The organism is Paucibacter aquatile (genome assembly GCF_002885975.1).
Taxonomy (GTDB): Bacteria; Pseudomonadota; Gammaproteobacteria; order Burkholderiales; family Burkholderiaceae_C; genus Paucibacter_A; species Paucibacter_A aquatilis.
On the sequence record NZ_POSP01000004.1, the window covers coordinates 376909 to 396649 of the forward strand.

The 19741-nt window shown below is 66.7% G+C and carries 13 protein-coding genes; 5 read left to right on the top strand and 8 right to left on the bottom strand.

Features of this window, described 5'->3' with window-relative positions; all coding sequences use genetic code 11:
• Window positions 1–192: 192 nt before the first annotated feature.
• The gene (locus tag C1O66_RS21330; protein WP_102770026.1) at window positions 193–1110 is read left to right on the top strand and encodes a sensor domain-containing diguanylate cyclase; all 918 of its coding nucleotides are present in this window, start codon (window positions 193–195) and stop codon (window positions 1108–1110) included.
• Window positions 1111–1180: 70 nt separating this feature from the next.
• Here the strand turns inward: C1O66_RS21330 and C1O66_RS21335 are convergent, their stop codons facing one another.
• The 8 genes from C1O66_RS21335 to C1O66_RS21370 form a co-directional block, all read right to left on the bottom strand.
• Window positions 1181–1945 carry a LytR/AlgR family response regulator transcription factor gene (locus C1O66_RS21335; RefSeq protein ID WP_102770027.1) on the bottom strand — a complete coding sequence of 255 codons (765 nt, stop codon included), beginning with the start codon at window positions 1943–1945 and terminating at the stop codon, window positions 1181–1183.
• Window positions 1942–3048, bottom strand: coding sequence for a histidine kinase (locus tag C1O66_RS21340; protein ID WP_102770028.1), 1107 nt, complete (start codon window positions 3046–3048; stop codon window positions 1942–1944). Before C1O66_RS21340 ends, C1O66_RS21335 begins: the two co-directional genes overlap by 4 nt.
• On the bottom strand, window positions 3045–4247 hold the full coding sequence (locus C1O66_RS21345) for a sensor histidine kinase (protein ID WP_165794727.1): 1203 nt from the start codon (window positions 4245–4247) through the stop codon (window positions 3045–3047). Before C1O66_RS21345 ends, C1O66_RS21340 begins: the two co-directional genes overlap by 4 nt.
• A 143-nt stretch (window positions 4248–4390) precedes the next feature.
• Window positions 4391–6823 carry an alpha-amylase family glycosyl hydrolase gene (locus C1O66_RS21350; protein WP_102770030.1) on the bottom strand — a complete coding sequence of 811 codons (2433 nt, stop codon included), beginning with the start codon at window positions 6821–6823 and terminating at the stop codon, window positions 4391–4393.
• Entirely contained in the window at window positions 6823–7713 is an 891-nt protein-coding gene (gene malG, locus C1O66_RS21355) for a maltose ABC transporter permease MalG (RefSeq protein WP_102770031.1), read from the bottom strand. The genes C1O66_RS21350 and malG overlap by 1 nt, the downstream gene beginning before the upstream one ends.
• Window positions 7714–7759: 46 nt before the next feature.
• On the bottom strand, window positions 7760–9391 hold the full coding sequence (gene malF / locus C1O66_RS21360) for a maltose ABC transporter permease MalF (protein WP_102770032.1): 1632 nt from the start codon (window positions 9389–9391) through the stop codon (window positions 7760–7762).
• A gap of 8 nt (window positions 9392–9399) precedes the next feature.
• Window positions 9400–10605, bottom strand: a complete 1206-nt coding sequence (gene malE, locus C1O66_RS21365) for a maltose/maltodextrin ABC transporter substrate-binding protein MalE (RefSeq protein WP_102770033.1) — start codon at window positions 10603–10605, stop codon at window positions 9400–9402.
• Window positions 10602–11705, bottom strand: a complete 1104-nt coding sequence (locus C1O66_RS21370) for an ABC transporter ATP-binding protein (RefSeq protein WP_102770034.1) — start codon at window positions 11703–11705, stop codon at window positions 10602–10604. Before C1O66_RS21370 ends, malE begins: the two co-directional genes overlap by 4 nt.
• 503 nt (window positions 11706–12208) lie before the next feature.
• On the opposite strand from C1O66_RS21370, the gene C1O66_RS21375 reads away from it, so the two are divergent.
• The 4 genes from C1O66_RS21375 to glgX are packed head-to-tail and all read left to right on the top strand — an operon-like array spanning window position 12209 to window position 19711.
• On the top strand, window positions 12209–14680 hold the full coding sequence (locus C1O66_RS21375; RefSeq protein WP_102770035.1) for a glycogen/starch/alpha-glucan phosphorylase: 2472 nt from the start codon (window positions 12209–12211) through the stop codon (window positions 14678–14680).
• 20 nt (window positions 14681–14700) lie between these two features.
• Window positions 14701–16602: a 1,4-alpha-glucan branching protein GlgB gene (gene glgB, locus C1O66_RS21380; RefSeq protein WP_102770036.1), complete on the top strand. Its 1902-nt coding sequence runs from the start codon at window positions 14701–14703 to the stop codon at window positions 16600–16602.
• Window positions 16599–17552 carry an alpha/beta hydrolase gene (locus C1O66_RS21385; protein WP_207796052.1) on the top strand — a complete coding sequence of 318 codons (954 nt, stop codon included), beginning with the start codon at window positions 16599–16601 and terminating at the stop codon, window positions 17550–17552. The genes glgB and C1O66_RS21385 overlap by 4 nt, the downstream gene beginning before the upstream one ends.
• Window positions 17553–17569: 17 nt before the next feature.
• Window positions 17570–19711, top strand: a complete 2142-nt coding sequence (gene glgX / locus C1O66_RS21390; protein WP_102770037.1) for a glycogen debranching protein GlgX — start codon at window positions 17570–17572, stop codon at window positions 19709–19711.
• Window positions 19712–19741: the final 30 nt, after the last annotated feature.

A 19741-nucleotide genomic window follows, 5' to 3' on the forward strand; every position in this document is an offset into this window, starting at 1 on the left:
CATCGTTGCAGCTTCGATTGACTCGGGACCCGCTGGATCCACACCGGACCGGGCTGCGTCTGAATACATCGAGATTGAGGAGTCGGTGCTGTTTGTGTAATCTTGCAAACACAGGGAACAGCGCATCGCCTGCCTGCGCCAAGACATGGGAGTTGTTGAGCTGCATAGGCTCTTTTCAGGAAAGAAGTACCGATGACGACCCATTTCCAAGACTTGTTCATGAAGCTGCCGATTCCGCTGTGCTGGGTGGCTTCCGATGGTGTGGTCCTGCAGATGAACAAGCGCTTCGAGTCGGTGTTTGGTTATTCCAAGAAGGACATGCCGATTCTTGACTGCTGGTGGCCCTTGGCCTACCCCGACACCAGCTATCGCGATTGGGTACGTCGCACCTGGAATGAGGCTTTGGCCTTGGCCGAGGCCGAGAAGCGCGACATCATTCCGATTGAGTATCGGGTCCGTTGCAAAAACCAGCAGACGGTGACCATGGAGATCTCGGGTATCACATTGGGCGATGGCTTCTTGGCGACTTTCATTGATGTCACCGAGCGCAACGCAGCGCAAGAACGGGTCCAGCATCTGGCCTTTTACGACTCGCTGACCGATCTTCCTAACCGCCGCTTGCTGGCCACACGCCTGGAGCACTTGATGGCCAAGCTCAAGCGCAGTCAGCGCTGTGCGGCCTTGATGGTTGTGGATTTGGACAATTTCAAACCTCTCAATGACCGCTGGGGTCATGCAGCCGGTGATCAGGTGTTGGTGGAGGCGGCTCGGCGCATGGTGAATGTGGTGCGAGCCGTGGACACCGTGTCTCGCGCAGGGGGAGATGAGTTCGTGGTCTTGCTGGACGAGATCGATGCCGATGCAGAGCATGCCGCCCGCGTCGCGATGGACATCGCGCGGCGGCTCCAGACCAGCCTGTCGGCGGAGTTTGAGTTGTCCTTGGACAATTTGCTTGCACGAGGCGCCTGTCATCGGGGCAGCGCCAGCATCGGTGTGGTGCTGTTCGATGGCCGTGTTGCGCGGACGGAGTCCTTGTTCGCTTGCGCCGACACGGCCATGTACGAGGTCAAGCGACAGGGGCGCAACGGTGTGCTGATGACTCGGGTTTGAGTGCTGGTTCTGTCGGCAGTGATCCGTCTGGACCCGTGAGCCGGACGGAGATGCGGCCCGTGGGAAGGGATCACATCTGCTTGAACAAATGGTTGTAGGCCTCGGCCACGGGCAGAATGTCTGCGTGGTCCTTGAGCCGGACCTGCAGGCGGCCGCGGAAGTCGCGGATGACGCTGGCCACGGCCGCCACATTGAGCAGGGTGGAGCGGTGGATCTGCCAGAACTGCTGCGGATCGAGTTCTTCGACCAGCTCCTTCAGCGGCTTGCGGATCAGGGCCTCGGAATCGCGTAGGACCAGGCGCGTGTACTTGCTGTCGGACTGGAAGTACAGCACCTCGTCCACCGTGATCAGGTGCAGGGTTTGACCCACCGAGGCGTTGATCCAGCGCAGCGGCGTGCGTGGGGCGCTGGGCTCGGCGGAGGCCGCAGGCTGCCAGGCACGCTCCTGACCCGTCGCCGGACTGGCGAGCCGGGCCTTGAGCCGGCCGATGGCGGTGAACAGCCGGCTGGGTTCCAGAGGCTTGAGCAAGTAGTCCACCGCGCCATGATCGAAGGCGGCGATGGCATGCTCGTCAAAGGCGGTGATGAACACCACATGGCTGCGCGTACCCACCTGTCGCGCCACATCGAGACCATTGGCGCCGGGCATTTGGATGTCCAGGAACAGCACATCGGGCGCATGCAGATCCAGCAAGCGCAGGGCTTCGATGCCATCGGCGGCCTCGCCCACGATGCTCAGCTCGGGCCAGAGCTGGGCCAGGCGCTCGACCAGCTCCTGGCGCAAGGTGTGCTCATCTTCGGCGACCACGGCGGTCGGTGCGCTCAGGGATCTCATGGGGGCAGTTCCAGGGTGAAGTGGGTATGGCCGGCCGTGCTGTGACAGCGCAGGCGCGCGAGCCCGGCGCTGCAGTCGCGCAAGCGGGCCGCCAGTTCTTGCAAGCTGGCGTCGTCGCCGCAGAGGCCCGGCAAGGACAGCTTCAGCGTCAGGCTCAGGCCTTGCTCGCCTGCGCCGAAGCCGCGCGCCGCCAGCTCGGCCTGCGTGGGCAGGCTGTGTTGGCGCTGCCACGCCAGGCGCAGGGCGCGTTGCAGCAAGGGCAGCAGCAGCATGGGCGGCAGCGTCCGTTGGCGCAGTGCCTCGGGCCAGTCGGTGCTGAACTGTACCGGGCTGCGGTGGCGGTCGGACATGACGGCGAGGTAACTGTCCAGCAGTTCGGTCTCGATCTCGAGGCGGCTGCCGCTTTCACGCAGGCGGGGCAGGGCCACGCGCAGGTGGCGGATCAGACGCTCCAGCCGCGCGGGAGCTTCGGCGCTGCTGTCCTGGTAGGCCTGCTCGACATCAACCAGGGTATCGAACAGCAGCTCCGGTTCTACCTGGGCTTGCAAGGCGGCCAGACGGCTGGCCAGGGCCTGGCGGGCCATGGCGCTGTGGCGCAGCAGCAGCTGGTCCAGCTGTGCCTGTGCCTGGGTCTGGCGCCGCTGCATCTCGGTCAGCGCGACCAGCAGGCCACAAGGGATCAGGGCGTACAGCGCGCCGCTGAGCCATTGCTGCCAGCCGAGCGGTGGCCGTGTCATCCCCTTGCGTTGCCAGAGCAGGGCTTCGTAATCGGGCCAGGCCAGCCCATGAATCACGCCCTGCGCCAGGCCTTGTCCCAACAGAGCGCCGGCCACGGTGGCCGCCACCAGCAGCCAGATCCGGCGCCCGCCCTCAAGCTGGCTGCGCAGCACCGGCAGCCAGGTCAGCAGCAAGCCCAGCAGCACCAGCTGTGGTTTCAGCAGCTCGCGTGCCACCGCCAGCTGCCAGCCCGGCACATCGCTGACATGCACCAGCTCGGGCAGGTCGATCAGGCCGTAGAGCAGGGCCAGCAACAGGCCTGACAGGGCTTCGCGTGGCGTCAACGAGCGCCATGCGGCCCAGGTCCGGGAGGCCAGGCGGCTCATGCCGGCAGGCCCGGGCGGGTCGCCGTAACCGGATGTGACCGGTGGGCGGATGGAGGCGCCTGCTGGATCATGTTCGAGGCCATGCTTGAGCCCCTGTTCAGGGGCAGTTGCAAGCGCACCCGCACGCCGCGCGGTTCGGCGGCTTCCAGCACCAGGGCGGCGCGATCCCCGAACAGGGCGCTCAGGCGCGCCCGCGTGTTGGCCAGGCCGACGCCGGAGCCGCCTTGGCCGCTGAAGCCTCGGCCGTCGTCCAGCACCTGCACACAGAGCTGCTCGCCCTCGGCCTCGGCGCTGATGTGGATGCTGCCGCCCTCGGGCAGGGGAGCGAGGCCATGTTTGATGGCGTTCTCCACCAAGGTGGGCAGCACCAGCGTGGGCAGGCTGGCGTCGCGCAGCCCAGGCTCGACCGAGACCGTGAAGCGCAGTCGCTCACCCATTCTCATCTGCAGCACGCTCAGATAGTTGCAGACCAGATCCAGCTCCTGACCCAGGGTCGACTCGCTGCGGCGCATGGCGGGCAGGGCGGCACGCAGATAGGCGATCAGTGCTTGCAGCATGTCACGGCCGCGTTCCGGTGCGGTCTCGTACAGGCGTTTGACATGGGCCAGGGTGTTGAACAGGAAATGAGGTTCGATCTGCGCCTGCAAGGCGCTCAGCTGGGCCTCCAGCTGTTGCCCCCTCAGACGCTCTTGTTCGCGGGCATTGGCGGCCAGTTGTTGGTGCAAAGCCTGGTGCCTGCGGGTGAAGAGCAGCAGGGCATAGGCCGCCCCGCCGATCATGATCCAGAGCAGGGAGGTGGAAAACACCCAGCTCCATTTGAAGACGGCCTCCGGGTTGTCCAGGCGACCGATGACATGGCGCAGCAGCACGCTGACCGGCGCGGCCAGGCCCAGGGCCAGGCCGCGCCAGCGCAGGGCGGGGCCGGCGTGCTTGCGGTGCTGCAGCCAGGCTTCCACCAGGGCAATGGCCAGCAGCAGGGTGAAGCCGGTGATCAGGTTCTGTCGGGTGAAGCGCACCCAGAGATGCACCCAGCTTTCCAGTGAATCCTCCGGCTTGTACCAATGCAGGGCGCGCGAGGTGGCGACCAGCAAGCACAGGTAGTAGACGGCGGCCACCACCCGCAGCTGGACGATTTGCAGAAAAACCTGGCGGCCGCTTTTCGGGCCGGCGCTGCGGGTGTCGTTGAAGGCCATGGACATGGCTGGCATTCTCGCGGCTGGACAAGACCGCTGCTGTGGCATGCGACGAATGCTGCCCTGCGCGGACCAAAGGCGGTTTTTTGCGGCGCGGCGGCGCCCGGTCTGCCGCCGTTGGCGGCGCCGCGAGCGCCTCGCGCCCGGTCTCAGCGGCTGATCAGCACCCGCCCGCCGTGAGCGGGCAGGGTCAGCGTCAGCCTCGCGCCCTCGGCCCGCGGCGCCACGCGTGCGGTTCCGGTGTTCAGCGCCTCTCGCCAGGCGCGGCCTTGCAGAGCGGTCGGCAGCGTCAGCTGGACACGGCGCGGCCTGGCCGCATTGTTCATGGCCGTGAGGGCCCAGGTTTCGCCGTCCTGTCGCGCCAGCACGATGACATTGGCATCCAGGTGCAGCGGTGCGCTGAGGCTGCCGTGGCGCAGCACGGGCTCGGCATGGCGCAGGGCGGTCACTCGCTTGAAGTCGGCCAGCAGGGCCAGGTCCGGCCGGCCGCCTTCGTCGGCCCAGGGGTAGGGCGCGCGGTTGTAGGGGTCCTCACCGCCGCCCAGGCCGACTTCGTCGCCGTAGTAAATCGTCGGTGCGCCGGGGAAGACCATCTGGAAGAACACCGCCAGGCGCAGGCGCTGCTTGGCCAGGCTCAGGGCTTGGGCGCTGCGCTGCGGGGCGCTGGCGCCGGGCTCATCCGAATAGCCAAAGTGGTGCAGGGCGCGGGCCTTGTCGTGGCTGGAGAGCAGGTTCATCAGCGCGTAGAAGGCCTGCGGCGGGTAGGCCTCGCGCATCAGCTCGATCTGGGCGTAGAGCTTTCTCGCATCGCCGCCGGCCGCGTACTCGAGCACGGCATTGCGGAAGATGTAGTTCATCGTCGAGTCGAACATATCGCCGAGGAAATACTTGCTGGCATCGAACCAGGTCTCGGCCACGGTCAGCGCATCGGGCTGCGTCGCCTTCACCACCTGGCGCCATTCGCGCCAGAAGTCGTCGGGCACCCAGGGCGCCACATCCATGCGCCAGCCGGCGGCGCCGAAGTCCAGCCATTGCCGGGTCACCGAATCGGGCGCACGGTAGGCAAACTCGCGAAAAGCGGGCGAGTTCTTGTCCAGCTCGGGCAGGTCTTTCACCCCCGTCCAGCCCTGGTACTGGTCCTCGGGCTTGGCCTGGCTGGGGTCGAGCTTGAACCAGCTGGCGTAGATCGAGTCGGGGTTGAGCCGGCCGCCGTCGAAGGCGCCGCCGGGCTTGAAATTCCCAAAGCGGTTGAAGTAGGGCGAGTCGCTGCCGACGTGGTTGAGCGAGGTGTCCGGGATGACGCGGATGCCGCGCTTGGCGGCCTCCAGCGTCAGGCGCTTGAAGTCCTCGTTGCTGCCAAAAGCCGGGTCGATCTGCTTGTAGTCGCCGGTGTCGTACTTGTGGTTGCTGGCCGCGCGGAAGACCGGCGTCATGTAGATCGTGTTGGCCCCGAGCTCGCGGATGTAGTCGAGCTTTTCGATGATGCCGGCCAGGTCGCCGCCGAAGAAATCGTTGTTGTAGACGCCGTCCGACCCGTCGCCGCTGCCCGGTTTGTAGGGTTTGCTCAGCCAGCGGCTGTGCCGCTCCACGCCTTGGTTTTGGTAATGCTCGCGGCCCGGCTGCGGGTCGTTGCTGCGGTCGCCGTTGCGGAAGCGCTCGGGGAAGATGGAGTAGTAGACGATGTCGCGCGCCCAGTCGGGCACTTTGAAGTCGGCGGCGTAGACGGTCTGGCGGTAGCGGCGGATCTGACGCGGGTTCTCGGGCAGCGGGTCCACGCTGCCAGCGCCCATGCTGCCTTTTTCGCGGGTCCAGAACACCGGGTCGCGGTTGTTGTGGAACACATAGTTCTTGCCGGAGATCTCCACCTCGAAGTGGTAGCCGTAGATGGCCGGCTCGGCCAGCACCACCGTGCCGCTCCAGCGCTCGCGGCCCGCTTCGGTTCCGCTTTCCTTTTGCAGAGGCAGGCGCTGCACCTCGCTGTACTCGAGCAGCTCCTGATTGCCCTCGAGCCGCCGCTTGGCGACCACGAGGCTGGCGCGCTGCACACCGGGCAGGGCGCTCAGGCTCAGGCGCAGCGGCGTGCCGGGCGTGACGGCGCCAAACGGTGCTTTGTGCTGCAGATCGCGCGAATCAAAGCGCAGGCTCAGGGCCACCGGGTCTGTGACGCTGGGCGTGCTGCTGAGCTGGGGCGGTTTGCCGGCAAAGGGCTGGATGGCCAGGCTGCCGCTCTTGTCCGTCAGGCGCAGCACCAGTTTGTGCATGCCGCCCTTGAAGCGCTGGTTCAGTGACGGACCTTTGAGCTGCAGCTGTGCGGCCGGGCCGCCGAAGTCGGCGTCGGCCGACCAGTCTTCGTCGGCGATCTTGAAGCTCTGCTCGCCTTGCAGCTTCAGGTAGAGCTCATAACGGTCACAGACATAGACCAAGCGATGGGCGTCGCTCGCACTCCAGTTGTTGAAGCTGCCGCGCAGGAAGAGCTCGCGTGTGCCCAGGGGGCTGGGCGTGCAGCTTGAGCTGGCTTGGGCCGGGCTGGGGATCAGAGGCAGGGCGAGCAGCGCAGCCAGCAGCATCAGCGCGCCACGCATCAGCCCTTCACCCCACCGGCCGTCAGGCCCGAAACGATCCAGCGCTGGGCCAGCAGGAAGACTGCGGTGATCGGCAGGCCCGAAAGCACGGCCGCGGCGGCGAAATCGCCCCAGAGGAAACGCTGGTCATGCAAAAAGTATTTGGAGCCCACGGCCAGGGTCAGATTGCCCTCTTCGCGCAGCAGCACCGAGGCGACCGGGTACTCGATGATGGTGCCGATGAAGGCCAGCACAAAGACCACCATCAGGATGGGCAGGGCCATGGGTAGCAGCACCATGCGGAAGGCCTGCCAGTGCGTGGCGCCATCAACCTTGGCGCATTCCTCGATCTCGACCGGGATGGTTTCGAAATAGCCCTTGATGGTCCAGATGTGGGTGGCCACGCCGCCGAGGTAGGCCAGCACCAGGCCGCCGTGGGTCTCCAGGCCCAGGGCCGGCACGAAGTTGCCCAGGGTTTCAAAGATCGCGTAGATCGCCACCAGGGCCAGCACCGGCGGGAACATCTGCAGCAGCAGCATGCTGTTGAGAATGGGCGTTTTGAAACGGAACTGCAGGCGGGCAAAGCCAAAGGCCGCGGTGGTGGAAATCGCCACGATCAGAAAGGCCGAGATGGTCGCCACCTTGACCGAATTCCACAGCCAGGTCAGCACCGGGAAGGGCGGCTGGACCAGGCTGCCATCGGCCGCCTGGTAGGGGATGCCCAGAGCCAGCTTCCAGTGCTCCAGGCTGATCTCGCTGGGGATCAGCTGGCCGGTCGCGAAATTGCCCGGGCGCAGCGAGATGCTGACGATGGCCAGCAGCGGGAACAGGGTCAGGGCCAGAAAGACCCACATCAAGCCATGCGCGGCCCAGACCTGCCAGCGCGCCTTTTTGCCTCGAACGATGGCCATCAGCGGCTCCCCCAGACGACGGGTGTGTTTGTCATCATCATGATCATCATGAATTGGCTTTGCGCATCAGGCGCAGATTGATCAGGGACATGGCCGCCACCAGGAAGAAGATCAGGGTGGAGATGGCCGCGGCCAAGCCGAAGTCCGAGCCCGAGTCCTTGAAGGCGATGCGGTAGGTGTAGGACACCAGGATGTCGGTCTGCCCGGCCGGGATCTTGGTCGAGAGGAAATCGGGCCGGCCGTCCGTCAACAGCGCGATCAGCACGAAGTTGTTGAAGTTGAAGGCAAAGGCGCTGACCAGCAGGGGCGCCAGCGGCTTGATGACCAGGGGCGCGGTGATCTTGAAGAAGTTGGTCAGCGGGCCGGCGCCGGCAATCGCCGAGGCTTCGTACAAATCGGCCGGAATGCTCTTCAGCAGGCCGGCGCAGAGAATCATGATGTAGGGGTAGCCCAGCCAGACGTTGACGATCAGCAGCATGACCTTGGCCAGCAGCGGGTCGGCAAACCAGGCCGGCTTGATGCCAAGCAATGCATCGAGGATGGCGTTGATCTCGCCGAAGTTCTGGTTGAACAGGCCCTTGAACACCAGGATGGAGATGAAGCCCGGCACCGCGTAGGGCAGGAAGAGCAGGGTGCGGTAGGTGCCGCGGAACTTGAGGTCGTCCCAGTTCAAGAGCACGGCCAGCAGCATGCCGATGGCGGTGGCGCAGATCACGGTCAGGGCCGAGAACAAGACGGTCCAGCTGAAGATGGCGAGGAAAGGCCCGCGGAACTCCGCGTCCATCACCATGCGCGTGTAGTTGCGCCAGCCCACCACGACCTTGAAGCCGGGTTGCTGCACCTCGCCGCTGGCGCTTTCGAAATAGCCGGTTTGCAGATTCGGGCTGAAGCGGGTCTGGTCGGCCAGGCGCAGCAGGCTGCCATCTTCCTTAGCCTGCCAATGGCGGCTGATGGCGCCGAACTCGCGCAGGCCCAGATAACGCAGCTCCTGCGCGGCGCCGGGCAGGCGCAGCTTGAGCTGCATCAGGGCCTCGCGGTGCTCGATCAGCTCGCGCAGGGGCAGGGCTTGCTGCAGCGGCGCGGTCAGGGGTTGCTGGGCGGACTGCGCGGGCAGCATGTCCACGCTCAGTTCCTGGCGGGTGGTCTTCAGGGCCAGGGCCGGGGAAACCCAGCTCGGGCTGCCATCCTCGGCGCGCAGCACCAGGCGGAACTCCGGCCCATCGGCATGCAGGGTGAAGGCCTGGGTCTGGCCGGGCACGGCCTCGTGCTGATCGAGCAGGTACTCACGCACCCGCTCCTGGCTCAGCAAATGCGCCGAGGAGTAGTTGGTGAAGCCGATCTGCGCCGTGTAAATCAGCGGGAAGGCGATGAAGATCAGCATGCCGGCGATGCCGGGGAAGAGGTAGCGCAGGGCGAACGCCGCCTGGCTGATGTAGATGTAGAACACCAGGACGAAGAAGCCCAGGGCGCCCAGGGCCAGCCAGGTCTGGCCGGCGGCATGCATCAGGAACACCAGGTAGAGCGAGGCCAGGCCGGCCGCGCCGGTCAGCGGCCAGCGCAGGCGCTGGGCCAGGCGCTCCAGGCGGCTGGGCGGCAGGCGGGTGTAAACGCCGCGGCCCGGGTTGGAGGCGTGCGCAGGAGCTGCGTCCGAAGGCGAGAGGCTGGCGGGCGGATTCATGGACGGGTTCACTTGGTGTTCAGCAACATGCGGCCCGCGGCGCCGTCGAGGGCGTCCTTGGGCGACTGCAGGCCATTGGTGATGGCTTCCAGTGCGGCGTCCATGGCGGTCCAGAAGCGGCCGACTTCGGGGATGTTGGGGATGGCTTCGCCCAGGCGGGCGTTCTCCATGCTGGCGCGGATCAGCGGGTTGACCGCCAGCTCCGCATAAAACGCCTTGTTGGCCGGCACGCCGATGGGCACATCGGAATCGAGCACCTTGAGCGCCTCGGGCCGCATCAGGTGGTTTTCGATGAACTCGCGCGCCAGGTCTTTCTGGCGCGAGGGCGCGGCAATCATGCAGCCCAGCACGCCGACAAAGGGCTTGGAATACTGGCCGGCCTTCACGCCGGGAATCGGCGCCACGCCGAAGTCGACCTTGGCCCGGCGCGCGTTGTCCCAGGCCCAGGGGCCGGAGATCATCATGGCCACCTCGCCGCGGGCGAAGCCGCTTTCCATCTCGGCGTAGCGGGCGCCCTTGGGCATCTGGCCTTCGCGCAGCAGGCGCGCGATCATCTCGGCGCCGGCCAGGGCGCCGGCATTGTTGACGCCGACCTTGCTGCTGTCGAACTCACCTTGGGCATCGCGGGCAAAGATCTGCCCGCCCGCGCCGGCCAGCAGCGACCAGCTGAAGAAGCTCTTGTTGTAGTCCCAGAGGATGGCGTGCTTGCGGCCGCCGGATTCGGCCTGCAGGCGCTTGTCCAGGGCGATCACCTCGTCGAAGGTCTTGGGCGGTGTCGGCACCAGGGCCTTGTTGTAGATCAGGCCGGTGGTTTCGATGGCGATGGGATAGCCCCAGAACTTGCCCTGGTAGGCGAAGGCCTTCCAGGCGCTGTCTTCCACCTCGTCGTAGAGCTTCTTGCTCGGGCGCAGCGGGGTCAGCAGGCCCGATTTGGCCCATTCACCGACCCGGTCATGCGGCCAGCAGAACACATCGGGGCCCTTGCCGGCGCCGGCGGCTTGCTGGAACTTGTCGGTGGCGTCCACCGGGTGCTCGACCACGACTTTGACGCCGGAGGCCTTCTCGAAGGCATCGCCGACTTTTTGCAGGCCGTTGTAGGCCTTGTCGCCATTGATCCAGACCAGCAGCTTGTGGTTCTTGGCCGCCAGCGCGGGCTGGGTGGCCAGCAAGGCCGCGGCCAGCAGCAAGAGTTGCGGTGCGCGCGTGCTGCTCATGTCGGCGATCCGCTCAGGCGTTGGAAGGCCTGGCCCTGGGCATCGAAGAGATAGCAGGCCTCGGGCGGCAGGCCCAGGCGGATGTCCTGGCCCGATTTGATGCGGGTGCGTCCGTCGAACTCACAGGTCAGCGCGTCCTCGACACCGGGGTAGGCGCAGTAGGCATGGGTGGCGCTGCCCAGCGATTCGACAAAAGTGACCGTGGACTGGATGGCGTTGTCCTCGCCGCCGACCACAAAGTGCTCGGGCCGCAGGCCCAGGGTCAGCTTGTCGCCTGGTTTGGCGCGGGAGGCGTCGACGGTGGCGCGGATGTGGGTGCCGGAGGCGAGGCGGACGAGAGCTTCTGAATTGGTCCCCCGGACCAGTTCAGCCTCCAGGAAGTTCATCTTGGGCGAGCCGATGAAGCCGGCGACGAAGAGATTGCGCGGGTGTTCGTAGAGCTCCAGCGGTGTGCCCACCTGTTCGATCTTGCCGGCCGAAAGCACGACGATGCGGTCGGCCAGGGTCATGGCCTCCACCTGGTCGTGGGTCACGTAGACCATGGTGGTCTTGAGGTCCTCGTGCAGCTTGGCGAACTCGTAGCGCATGCGCACGCGCAGGGCGGCGTCGAGGTTGGACAGGGGCTCGTCGAACAGGAAGACCTCGGGCTTGCGCACGATGGCGCGGCCGATGGCCACGCGCTGGCGTTGGCCACCGCTCAAGTCCTTGGGCTTGCGGTCCAGCAGGTGCTCGATGTGCAGGATGCGCGCGGCGTTCTTGACGGCGGCGTCGATCTCGGCCGGCGGCACCTTGGCCAGCTTGAGGCCGAAGGCCATGTTGTCGTAGAGATTCATATGCGGGTAAAGCGCATAACTCTGGAACACCATGGCAATGCCGCGCTCGGCCGGCGGCACCTCGTTGACCAAGCGGCCGCCGATGCGCAGCTCGCCGCCGGTGATCTCTTCCAGGCCGGCGATGGTGCGCAGCAGGGTCGATTTGCCGCAGCCCGAGGGGCCGACAAAGACCATGAACTCGCCGTCGCGGATTTCCAGATCAATGCCGTGCAGGATCTTGATGCTGCCGTAGGCCTTGCTCACGCCGCTGAGTTGAACGTCCGCCACTTGCTGTCTCCGGGGTGCTGCCCTGTTCAGGGCGGCGCCGCTGTGTCTTGTATGTGCTTGTGTGTTCCTGTCCGGCAAGCGCTTGCCGTTTCAGGCCTGATTTGTAGACAATATACAGCGTCAAAACTACTTGAACAACCGCGGTAACCCGATTGAATCAAGTTCAAAACAAGTAAAATCAACGACTTGCGTTGATCATCGGGATAACCCGATGTAGTGAAACTACACAAAACTACGGGCGTCGGCGATACTTTTGCCAACGCGACGCCGGATGCCGCCGCAGCCGGCCGTGTGGTGGCCAGAGGAAGGCCCTCTGGCGGCCTCGCATTCTTGCTCTGTCGCCCCTGTGGCGCACTGATGAACACCCTTTGATGAACACCGGCGGTCGCGGGCGCGTTTCACGCCTGCTTGCAGCCAGTCCGCCCCTTCAACCGATCGCCGCCATGTCTCAGCCCGCCACCCTTGTTTCATCCCCGCTGACCTCGCTTGCGAAAGCCGTGCCCATGAACGACTCTGCCTCCAGCGCCCTGACTTCCTCGGCCTCCCCCGAGCTGCGCGCCGCCTTTGCCGCCGCCTACCGGGAGGCGCAGCGCCAGAACCTGGGCCAAAGCTCGGCTGCGCTGGCCTTGCGTGCGGCGGCCACGGCCTGCCGCCAGGTCCTGGCCGAGCGCTGGGCGCAGACTCAAGCGCAGGATGCGCAACGCCCAGCCAGTGGCGAGGCCGTGCGCCGCGTGCACTACCTGTCCATGGAGTTCCTGATGGGCCGGGCGCTGAGCAATGCTCTGGCCGCCCTGGGCCTGCAAGGCGATCTGCAAGCGCTGTTGGCCGCCGAAGGCCTGAGCCTGGGTGAGGTGCTGGAGCGCGAGCCCGATGCGGCGCTCGGCAATGGCGGCCTGGGTCGCCTGGCCGCCTGCTTCCTCGATTCCTTTGCCGAGCTGGGTCTGCCGTCCTTCGGCTACGGCCTGCGCTACCAGTACGGCATGTTTGCCCAGGCCATCCAGGACGGCCGCCAGGTCGAGGCACCGGACGATTGGATGCGTCTCGGCGCACCCTGGGAAGTGCGCCGCGAGCAGGTCCGCTACCGCGTCGGCTTCGGTGGCCGGGTCGAGCTGGACGCAGGTGGCCAGCGCCGCTGGCTGCCGGCCGAGCTGCTGGAGGCCCAGGCTTTTGACTTCATCGTGCCGGCCCACCACAGCGAGCGCGTGTCCACCCTGCGCCAGTGGCAGGCCAGCGCCGTGGCGCCCATCGACTTCAAGGCCTTCTGCCAGGGTGACTACGCCGCAGCCGCGCGTCACCGTGTCGCCGCCGATGCCCTGAACTGGGTGCTCTACCCGGATGACAGCAGCGAATCCGGCCGCGAGCTGCGCCTCAAGCAAGAGGCTTTCTTGGTCAGTGCCTCGCTGCAGGACTTGCTGGCCCGCCATCTGACCGAAGGCGCGCCCCTGCATGAGCTGGGCCGCCGCAATGCCATCCATCTGAACGACACCCACCCCGCGCTGGCGCCTGCCGAGCTGATGCGCTTGCTGCTGGACGAGCAGGGCCTGGGCTGGGACGAGGCCTGGGCCATCACCCGCCAGGCGGTCTCCTACACCAACCACACCTTGATGCCCGAGGCGCTGGAGACCTGGCCGGTGCGTATGTTCGAGGCCTTGCTGCCGCGTCACCTCGAGATCATCTACGAGATCAACCACCGCTTCCTGAGCGAGCTGCGCCAGCGCTTCCCCGGCGACGAGGGCTTGCTGGCCCGGGTCTCGCTGATCGACGAAGGCAGCCCCTTCGGCGGTGAGCGCCGCGTGCGCATGGCGGCCCTGTCCATCGTCGCCTCGCACCGCGTCAACGGGGTGGCGGCCCTGCATTCCGAGCTGATGGTACAGACCATTTTTGCGGACTACGCGGCCATCTTCCCCGAGCGTTTTCACAACGTCACCAACGGCGTCACGCCGCGCCGCTGGTTGCAGCAGGCCAACCCGGCGCTGTCTGCCTTGATCGATGGCCGCATCGGCAGCGCCTGGCGCCAAGACCTGGCTGGCCTGGCGCAGCTGAAGCCGGCCGCCGATGACGCTGAATTTGGCCGTCAGTTCATGGCCGTCAAGCGCGCCAACAAGCAGCGCCTGGCCGAGCGGGTGCGCGCCGAGCTGGGCCTGGTGATCAACCCGGACAGCCTCTTCGATGTGCAGATCAAGCGCATCCACGAGTACAAGCGCCAGCTGCTCAACATCCTGCATGTGATCGCGCGCTACCAGGCCATCATTGCCAATCCGCAAGCCAACTGGACCCCGCGCACGGTGCTGATCGCCGGCAAGGCTGCATCGGCCTATGTGGCGGCCAAGTCCATCATCCAGCTGGCCCATGATGTCGGCCGCGTGGTCAACAGCGACCCGCGTGTGGGCGACAAACTCAAGCTCGTGTTCCTGCCCAATTACGGCGTTTCGCTGGCCGAGACCATCATTCCGGCGGCCGATTTGTCCGAGCAGATTTCCACCGCCGGCACCGAGGCTTCGGGCACTGGCAATATGAAGTTCGCCCTCAACGGCGCGCTGACCATCGGCACCTGGGACGGCGCCAATATCGAGATGGCCGAGGCCTTCGGCCCCGAGAACATGTTCTGCTTCGGCCTGCGCACCGAAGCCGTGGCGCAGATGAAGGCCCTGGGCTACGACCCGCGCCTTTTCGTCGAAGAAAACCGCCAACTGGCCCAGGTGATGGAAGCCATCGCCAGCGGCGCCTTCAGCGGCGGTGACCGCGAGCGCTACCGCGCTCTGGTCGACAGCCTGCTGGGCCGCGATGTCTATATGCTGATGGCCGACTTCAAGGACTATGTGGCCACCCAAGCCCGTGTCGACGCCTTGTTCGCCCAGCCCGAGGCCTGGGCCCGCCAGGCGGTGCTCAATGTGGCCGGCATGGGCTGGTTCTCGGCCGACCGCACGATCACCGAGTACGTCGATCGCGTCTGGTCGGTCAAGAGCTTGGGCTGAGCCTCCGTCAGCGCTTGGCCATGGCACTGATCTCCGCGCAAGACCTGGCCCTGCTGACCCGTGGTGAACACCCGCGGCCGCAGGAGTTGCTGGGTGCCCATGTCGGGCGCCTGGGGCGCAAGCACGGCGTGCGCTTTGCCGTCTGGGCGCCCAATGCCAGCCGGGTCAGCGTGGTCGGCAGTTTCAACCGCTGGGACGGCGAGGCCGATCCCCTCGTCAAGGATGAGGCCTCGGGCGTGTGGCAGGGCTTTGCCACCGCCGCGCGCATGGGCGATCTCTACAAATTCGAGATTCATGACCGCGCGGGGCAACTGCTGCCGCTGAAGGCCGACCCCTTCGCGCGTGCGGCCGAGCTGCGCCCGGCCACGGCCAGCATCGTGGCACCGGCGCTGCCACTGCTCAAAACCCGGCCGCGCCTGAGCCCGGAGCGCGCGATGGCCAATGCGCGGCAGGCGCCGGTGGCGATCTACGAGGTCCATGCCGCCTCCTGGCGCCGGGGCAATGGGGCCTTCCCGAGCTGGGACGAGCTGGCCGCGCAGCTGCCGGCCTATGCCGCCGGTCTGGGTTTCACCCACATCGAGCTGATGCCCATCAGCGAGCATCCCTTCGATGGCAGCTGGGGCTACCAGACCCTGGGCCTGTTCGCACCCAGCGCGCGCTTCGGCCCGCCCGAGGGCTTTGCCCGTTTTGTCGAGGCCTGCCATGCGCAGGGCCTGGGCCTGCTGCTCGACTGGGTGCCGGCGCATTTCCCCATGGACCCGCATGGCCTGGCGCAGTTCGACGGCACGGCGCTGTTTGAGTACAGCGACCCGCGCGAAGGTTTCCACCGCGACTGGAACACCGCCATCTACAACTTCGGCCGCTACGAGGTGCGCCAGTTCCTGGCCGGCAATGCGCTCTACTGGATGGAGCGCTGGGGCGTGGACGGCCTGCGCGTCGATGCGGTGGCCTCCATGCTTTACCGCGACTACTCCCGCCCGGCGGGCGAGTGGCTGCCCAATGTGGACGGCGGGCGCGAGAACCTGGAGGCCATCAGCCTGTTCAAGCGCATCAACGAGCTGCTCGGCCAGGAGGCGCCCGGCGCCATCACCGTGGCCGAGGAGTCGACCAGCTTTCCCGGTGTCAGCGCACCGACCTATGCCGGCGGCCTGGGCTTTCACTACAAATGGAATATGGGTTGGATGAACGACTGCCTGCGCTATATACAGGAAGATCCCATCCACCGCCGCTGGCACCACGACAAGCTGACCTTCGGCCTGGTCTACGCCTTCAGCGAGAACTTTGTGCTGCCGATCTCGCACGACGAGGTGGTGCATGGCAAGGGCTCGATGTTGGGCAAGATGCCCGGCGACGCCTGGCAGAAGTTCGCCAATCTGCGCGCCTTCTATGGTTTCATGTGGGGCCATCCGGGCAAGAAGCTGCTCTTCATGGGCCAGGAGTTCGCTCAAGCTAGCGAGTGGAACCATGACGCCGAGTTGCCCTGGCATCTCCTGGACGATGCGCAGGGCCACCACGCCGGCATGCAGCGCCTGGTGCGCGACCTGAATCTGCTCTACCGCCGCGAGCCGCCCCTGCACCGCCTGGATTGCGAGGCCCGTGGTTTCGAGTGGCTGCAGGCCGAGGACCGCGAGCAGTCGGTGCTGGCCTGGGCGCGGCATGATGAAATTGAAGAGGGCGAGCGCCGCACGGTGCTGGTGGTCTGCAATTTCACGCCGGTGCCGCGGCCTGGCTATCGCCTAAAGCTGCCGCCGGCCCTGGCCACAGCTGGCGTCTGGCGCGAGCTGCTCAACACCGATTCCGCCCACTACGGCGGCAGCAATCTGGGCAATCTCGATGCCGGCTTGCAGGCCGAGGCCGATGGCAGCCTGCGGCTGACCTTGCCGCCGCTGTCGGTGCTGTTCCTGGGGCAGGAGAAGTCATGACGCTGGGTTTGAATCGACGCGAGGCCCTGATGAAGACGGGGGCGGTCTTGAGCGGCGCGGTCTTGGGTTCTGCCGCGTCGGCCGAGCCGATTCAGGCAAGCCCTCCGGCCCAGGTTCTGCTGGGTCGGCTGGAGCGCTGGGCGCCGTTCCCCTCGCGTGCCGTGCCGCCGCGCCCGGTCGAAGTCTGGCTGCCGCCAGGCTACGACGGCCGCCGCCCGCATGCGGTGCTCTATATGCACGACGGCCAGATGCTGTTCGACCCGCGCAGCACCTGGAACGGCCAGGCCTGGAAGGTGGACCAGGTGGCCGCGCCCCTGATCGCCACGGGCCAGCTTCGTGACTTCATCGTCGTCGGCATTTGGAACCGGCCCGAGTTTCGCCACGCCGAGTTCTTCCCGCAGGCCTATGACCACGCCTTGCAGGACTCGCCCACGGCCCAGCGCTACCGCGCCGAGCGCATCAAGCATCCGGTGATGTCGGATGCCTACTTGCGTTTCATCGTCGAGGAGCTAATGCCCGCCGTGGATGCGCGCTATGCCACCGCACCCGGCCGCGAGTCCACGTTCCTGATGGGCTCCAGCATGGGCGGCATGATCAGCGTCTACGGCCTGTGCGAATACCCCCAGGTCTTTGGCGCCGCGGCCGCGCTGAGCACGCACTGGATCGGCAGCTTCGAGCGCAACCGCGAGATCCCCGCGGCCGCGCTGGCCTATCTGCGCCGCAAGCTGCCGCCCCCGGGCCAGCTGCGCCTCTACATGGACCGCGGCACCGTGGATCTGGATGCGCAGTACGACACTGCGCAAGCCCAGGTCGATGCGCTGATGGCCGAGCTGGGCCACCGCGCGCCGCAGCTGCAATCGCGGGTGTTTGAGGGCCAAGGCCACAATGAACAGGCCTGGTCGGCCCGCTTGGCCCAGCCCCTGAGTTTTCTACTGGGCGCCAGCGCCTGAGCGTGACGACGATAAAGATGATGACGACGACGAGCACCGCTTCCCGTTTGCCCGAGGCCCTGGAGCCCGGCCGCCACGAGCCCTTGGGCGCCCAGGTGCGCGATGGCGGCGTCAACTTCGCCGTGTTCTCCGAGCATGCGCAGGCCATCGAGCTTTGCGTCTTCGATGCCGCCGGCCAGCGCGAGCTGCGCCGCTACCGGCTGCAGGGCCCGCAGGACGGCATCTTCCAGGGCTTTCTCCCCGGCCTCGGTGCCGGCCTGGTTTACGGCCTGCGCGCCCACGGCCCGTACCAGCCCGAGGCCGGCCACCGCTTCAATGCCCACAAGCTGCTGCTCGACCCCTATGCCCGCGAGATCGTCGGTCACTTTGGCTGGCATGCCGAACACCATGGTTATGAGCTGGGCCACCCCGATGGCGCGCGCTCCTTCGACCGCCGTGACAACGCCGCCCAGGCGCTGAAAGCGCGCGTGCCCGCGCCGCTGGCCGGGCCCAGCCCGCGCAGCTCAGCGCCGCGCCATGCCTTGCAGGATGTGGTGTTGTACGAGGTCCATGTCAAAGGCTTCTCGCAGCAGATGGCCGAGATCCCGGCCGCGCTGCGTGGCAGTTATGCCGCCCTGGCGCATCCGGCGGCGATTGCGCATTTCAAGGCTCTTGGCGTGACGACTCTGTCCTTGCTGCCGGTGCACTACGCGCTGGACGAGCCGCATCTGGCCGGCACCGGCCTGCGCAACTACTGGGGCTACAACTCCCTGGGCTTTTTCGCACCCGACCCGCGCCTGGCCCAGCCGGCCCACCGCGAGGACGCCAGCGCCGTGGCGGCCGAGTTCCGCGCCATGGTGCAGGCCTTGCACGAGGCGGGGCTGGAGGTGGTGCTGGACGTGGTCTACAACCACACGCCCGAGGGCAATGAGTTCGGCCCGACGATTTCCTTCCGCGGCCTCGATCACAAGAGCTACTACCGCCTGGTGGCCGAAGACCTGAGCCGCTGCGAGAACCATAGCGCCTGCGGCAACACCCTCAACACCGCGCACCCGCGCGTGGCGCAGCTGGTGCTCGATTCCCTGCGCTTCTGGGTGCAGGAGATGGGGGTGGATGGCTTACGCTTCGATCTGGCCCCGGTGCTGGGCCGCACCCGCCATGGTTTCGATGGCAACGCCGCCTTCTTCATGGCCCTGCGCCAGGACCCGGTGCTGGCCGGCGTACACCTGATCGCCGAGCCCTGGGATGCGGGTTATGACGGCTACCAGCTGGGCCGTTTTCCGGGCCGCTTCCTCGAGTGGAACGACAAGTTCCGCGATGCCGTGCGGGGGTACTGGCTGGGCGCCGGCGGAGCCGGTGGCACGGGCCGGGGCGAGTTCGCGCGCCGCTTCACCGCCTCCAGCGATGTCTTTCACCATGGCCAGCGCAGCCCGCTCGCTTCGGTCAACTTTGTGGCCTGCCACGACGGCTACACGCTCAACGATCTGGTCAGCTACTCGCGCAAGCACAACGAGGCCAATTGCGAGAACAATCGCGATGGCCGCGACGGCGAACTCTGCGCCAACTTCGGCGTCGAAGGGCCGAGCGACGATGCCAGCATCCGGCGCCGCCGCGAGCGCGCCCGCCGCGCCATGCTGGCCAGCTTGCTGCTGGCCCAGGGCACGCCCATGCTCAATGCCGGCGACGAGATCGCCAACAGCCAGGGCGGCAACAACAACGCCTACTGCCAGGACAACGCCCTGGGCTGGCTGGACTGGCCGCAGGCCGACCGCAGCCTGGCGGCCTTTGTCGGCCGCCTCACGGCCTTGCGCCGCGCCCACCCGCTGCTGCGCCAGCCGCATTGGTTCGGCGAGGCCGCTGCTACTTCTGGCACATCCGGCGCGGCCAGCCTGCGCTGGCTGAGCCCGCACGGCCATGCCATGCAGGTGCAAGACTGGCACCACGGCGGCGAGCTCGCCTTTGCCGGCCTGCTGCAGGGTGAAGCATCCGAGCCCTTGCTGCTCCTGCTCTTCAACCCGGCCGATGCTTTGCAGGCTTTCGCCTTGCCGCCCGGGCCGTGGCGCTTGGCTCTGGACAGCAGCGGCGAGCTGGCCGAGCATGGCGAGCATCGCAGCACGCTGGCCGCGCCGGCCTGCAGCCTGCTGGTGCTGAGCCAGGCGCCGGAAGCCCCGCGTTCCTAACCCTCTTTGTTTCCCCACGAGAACCCACCC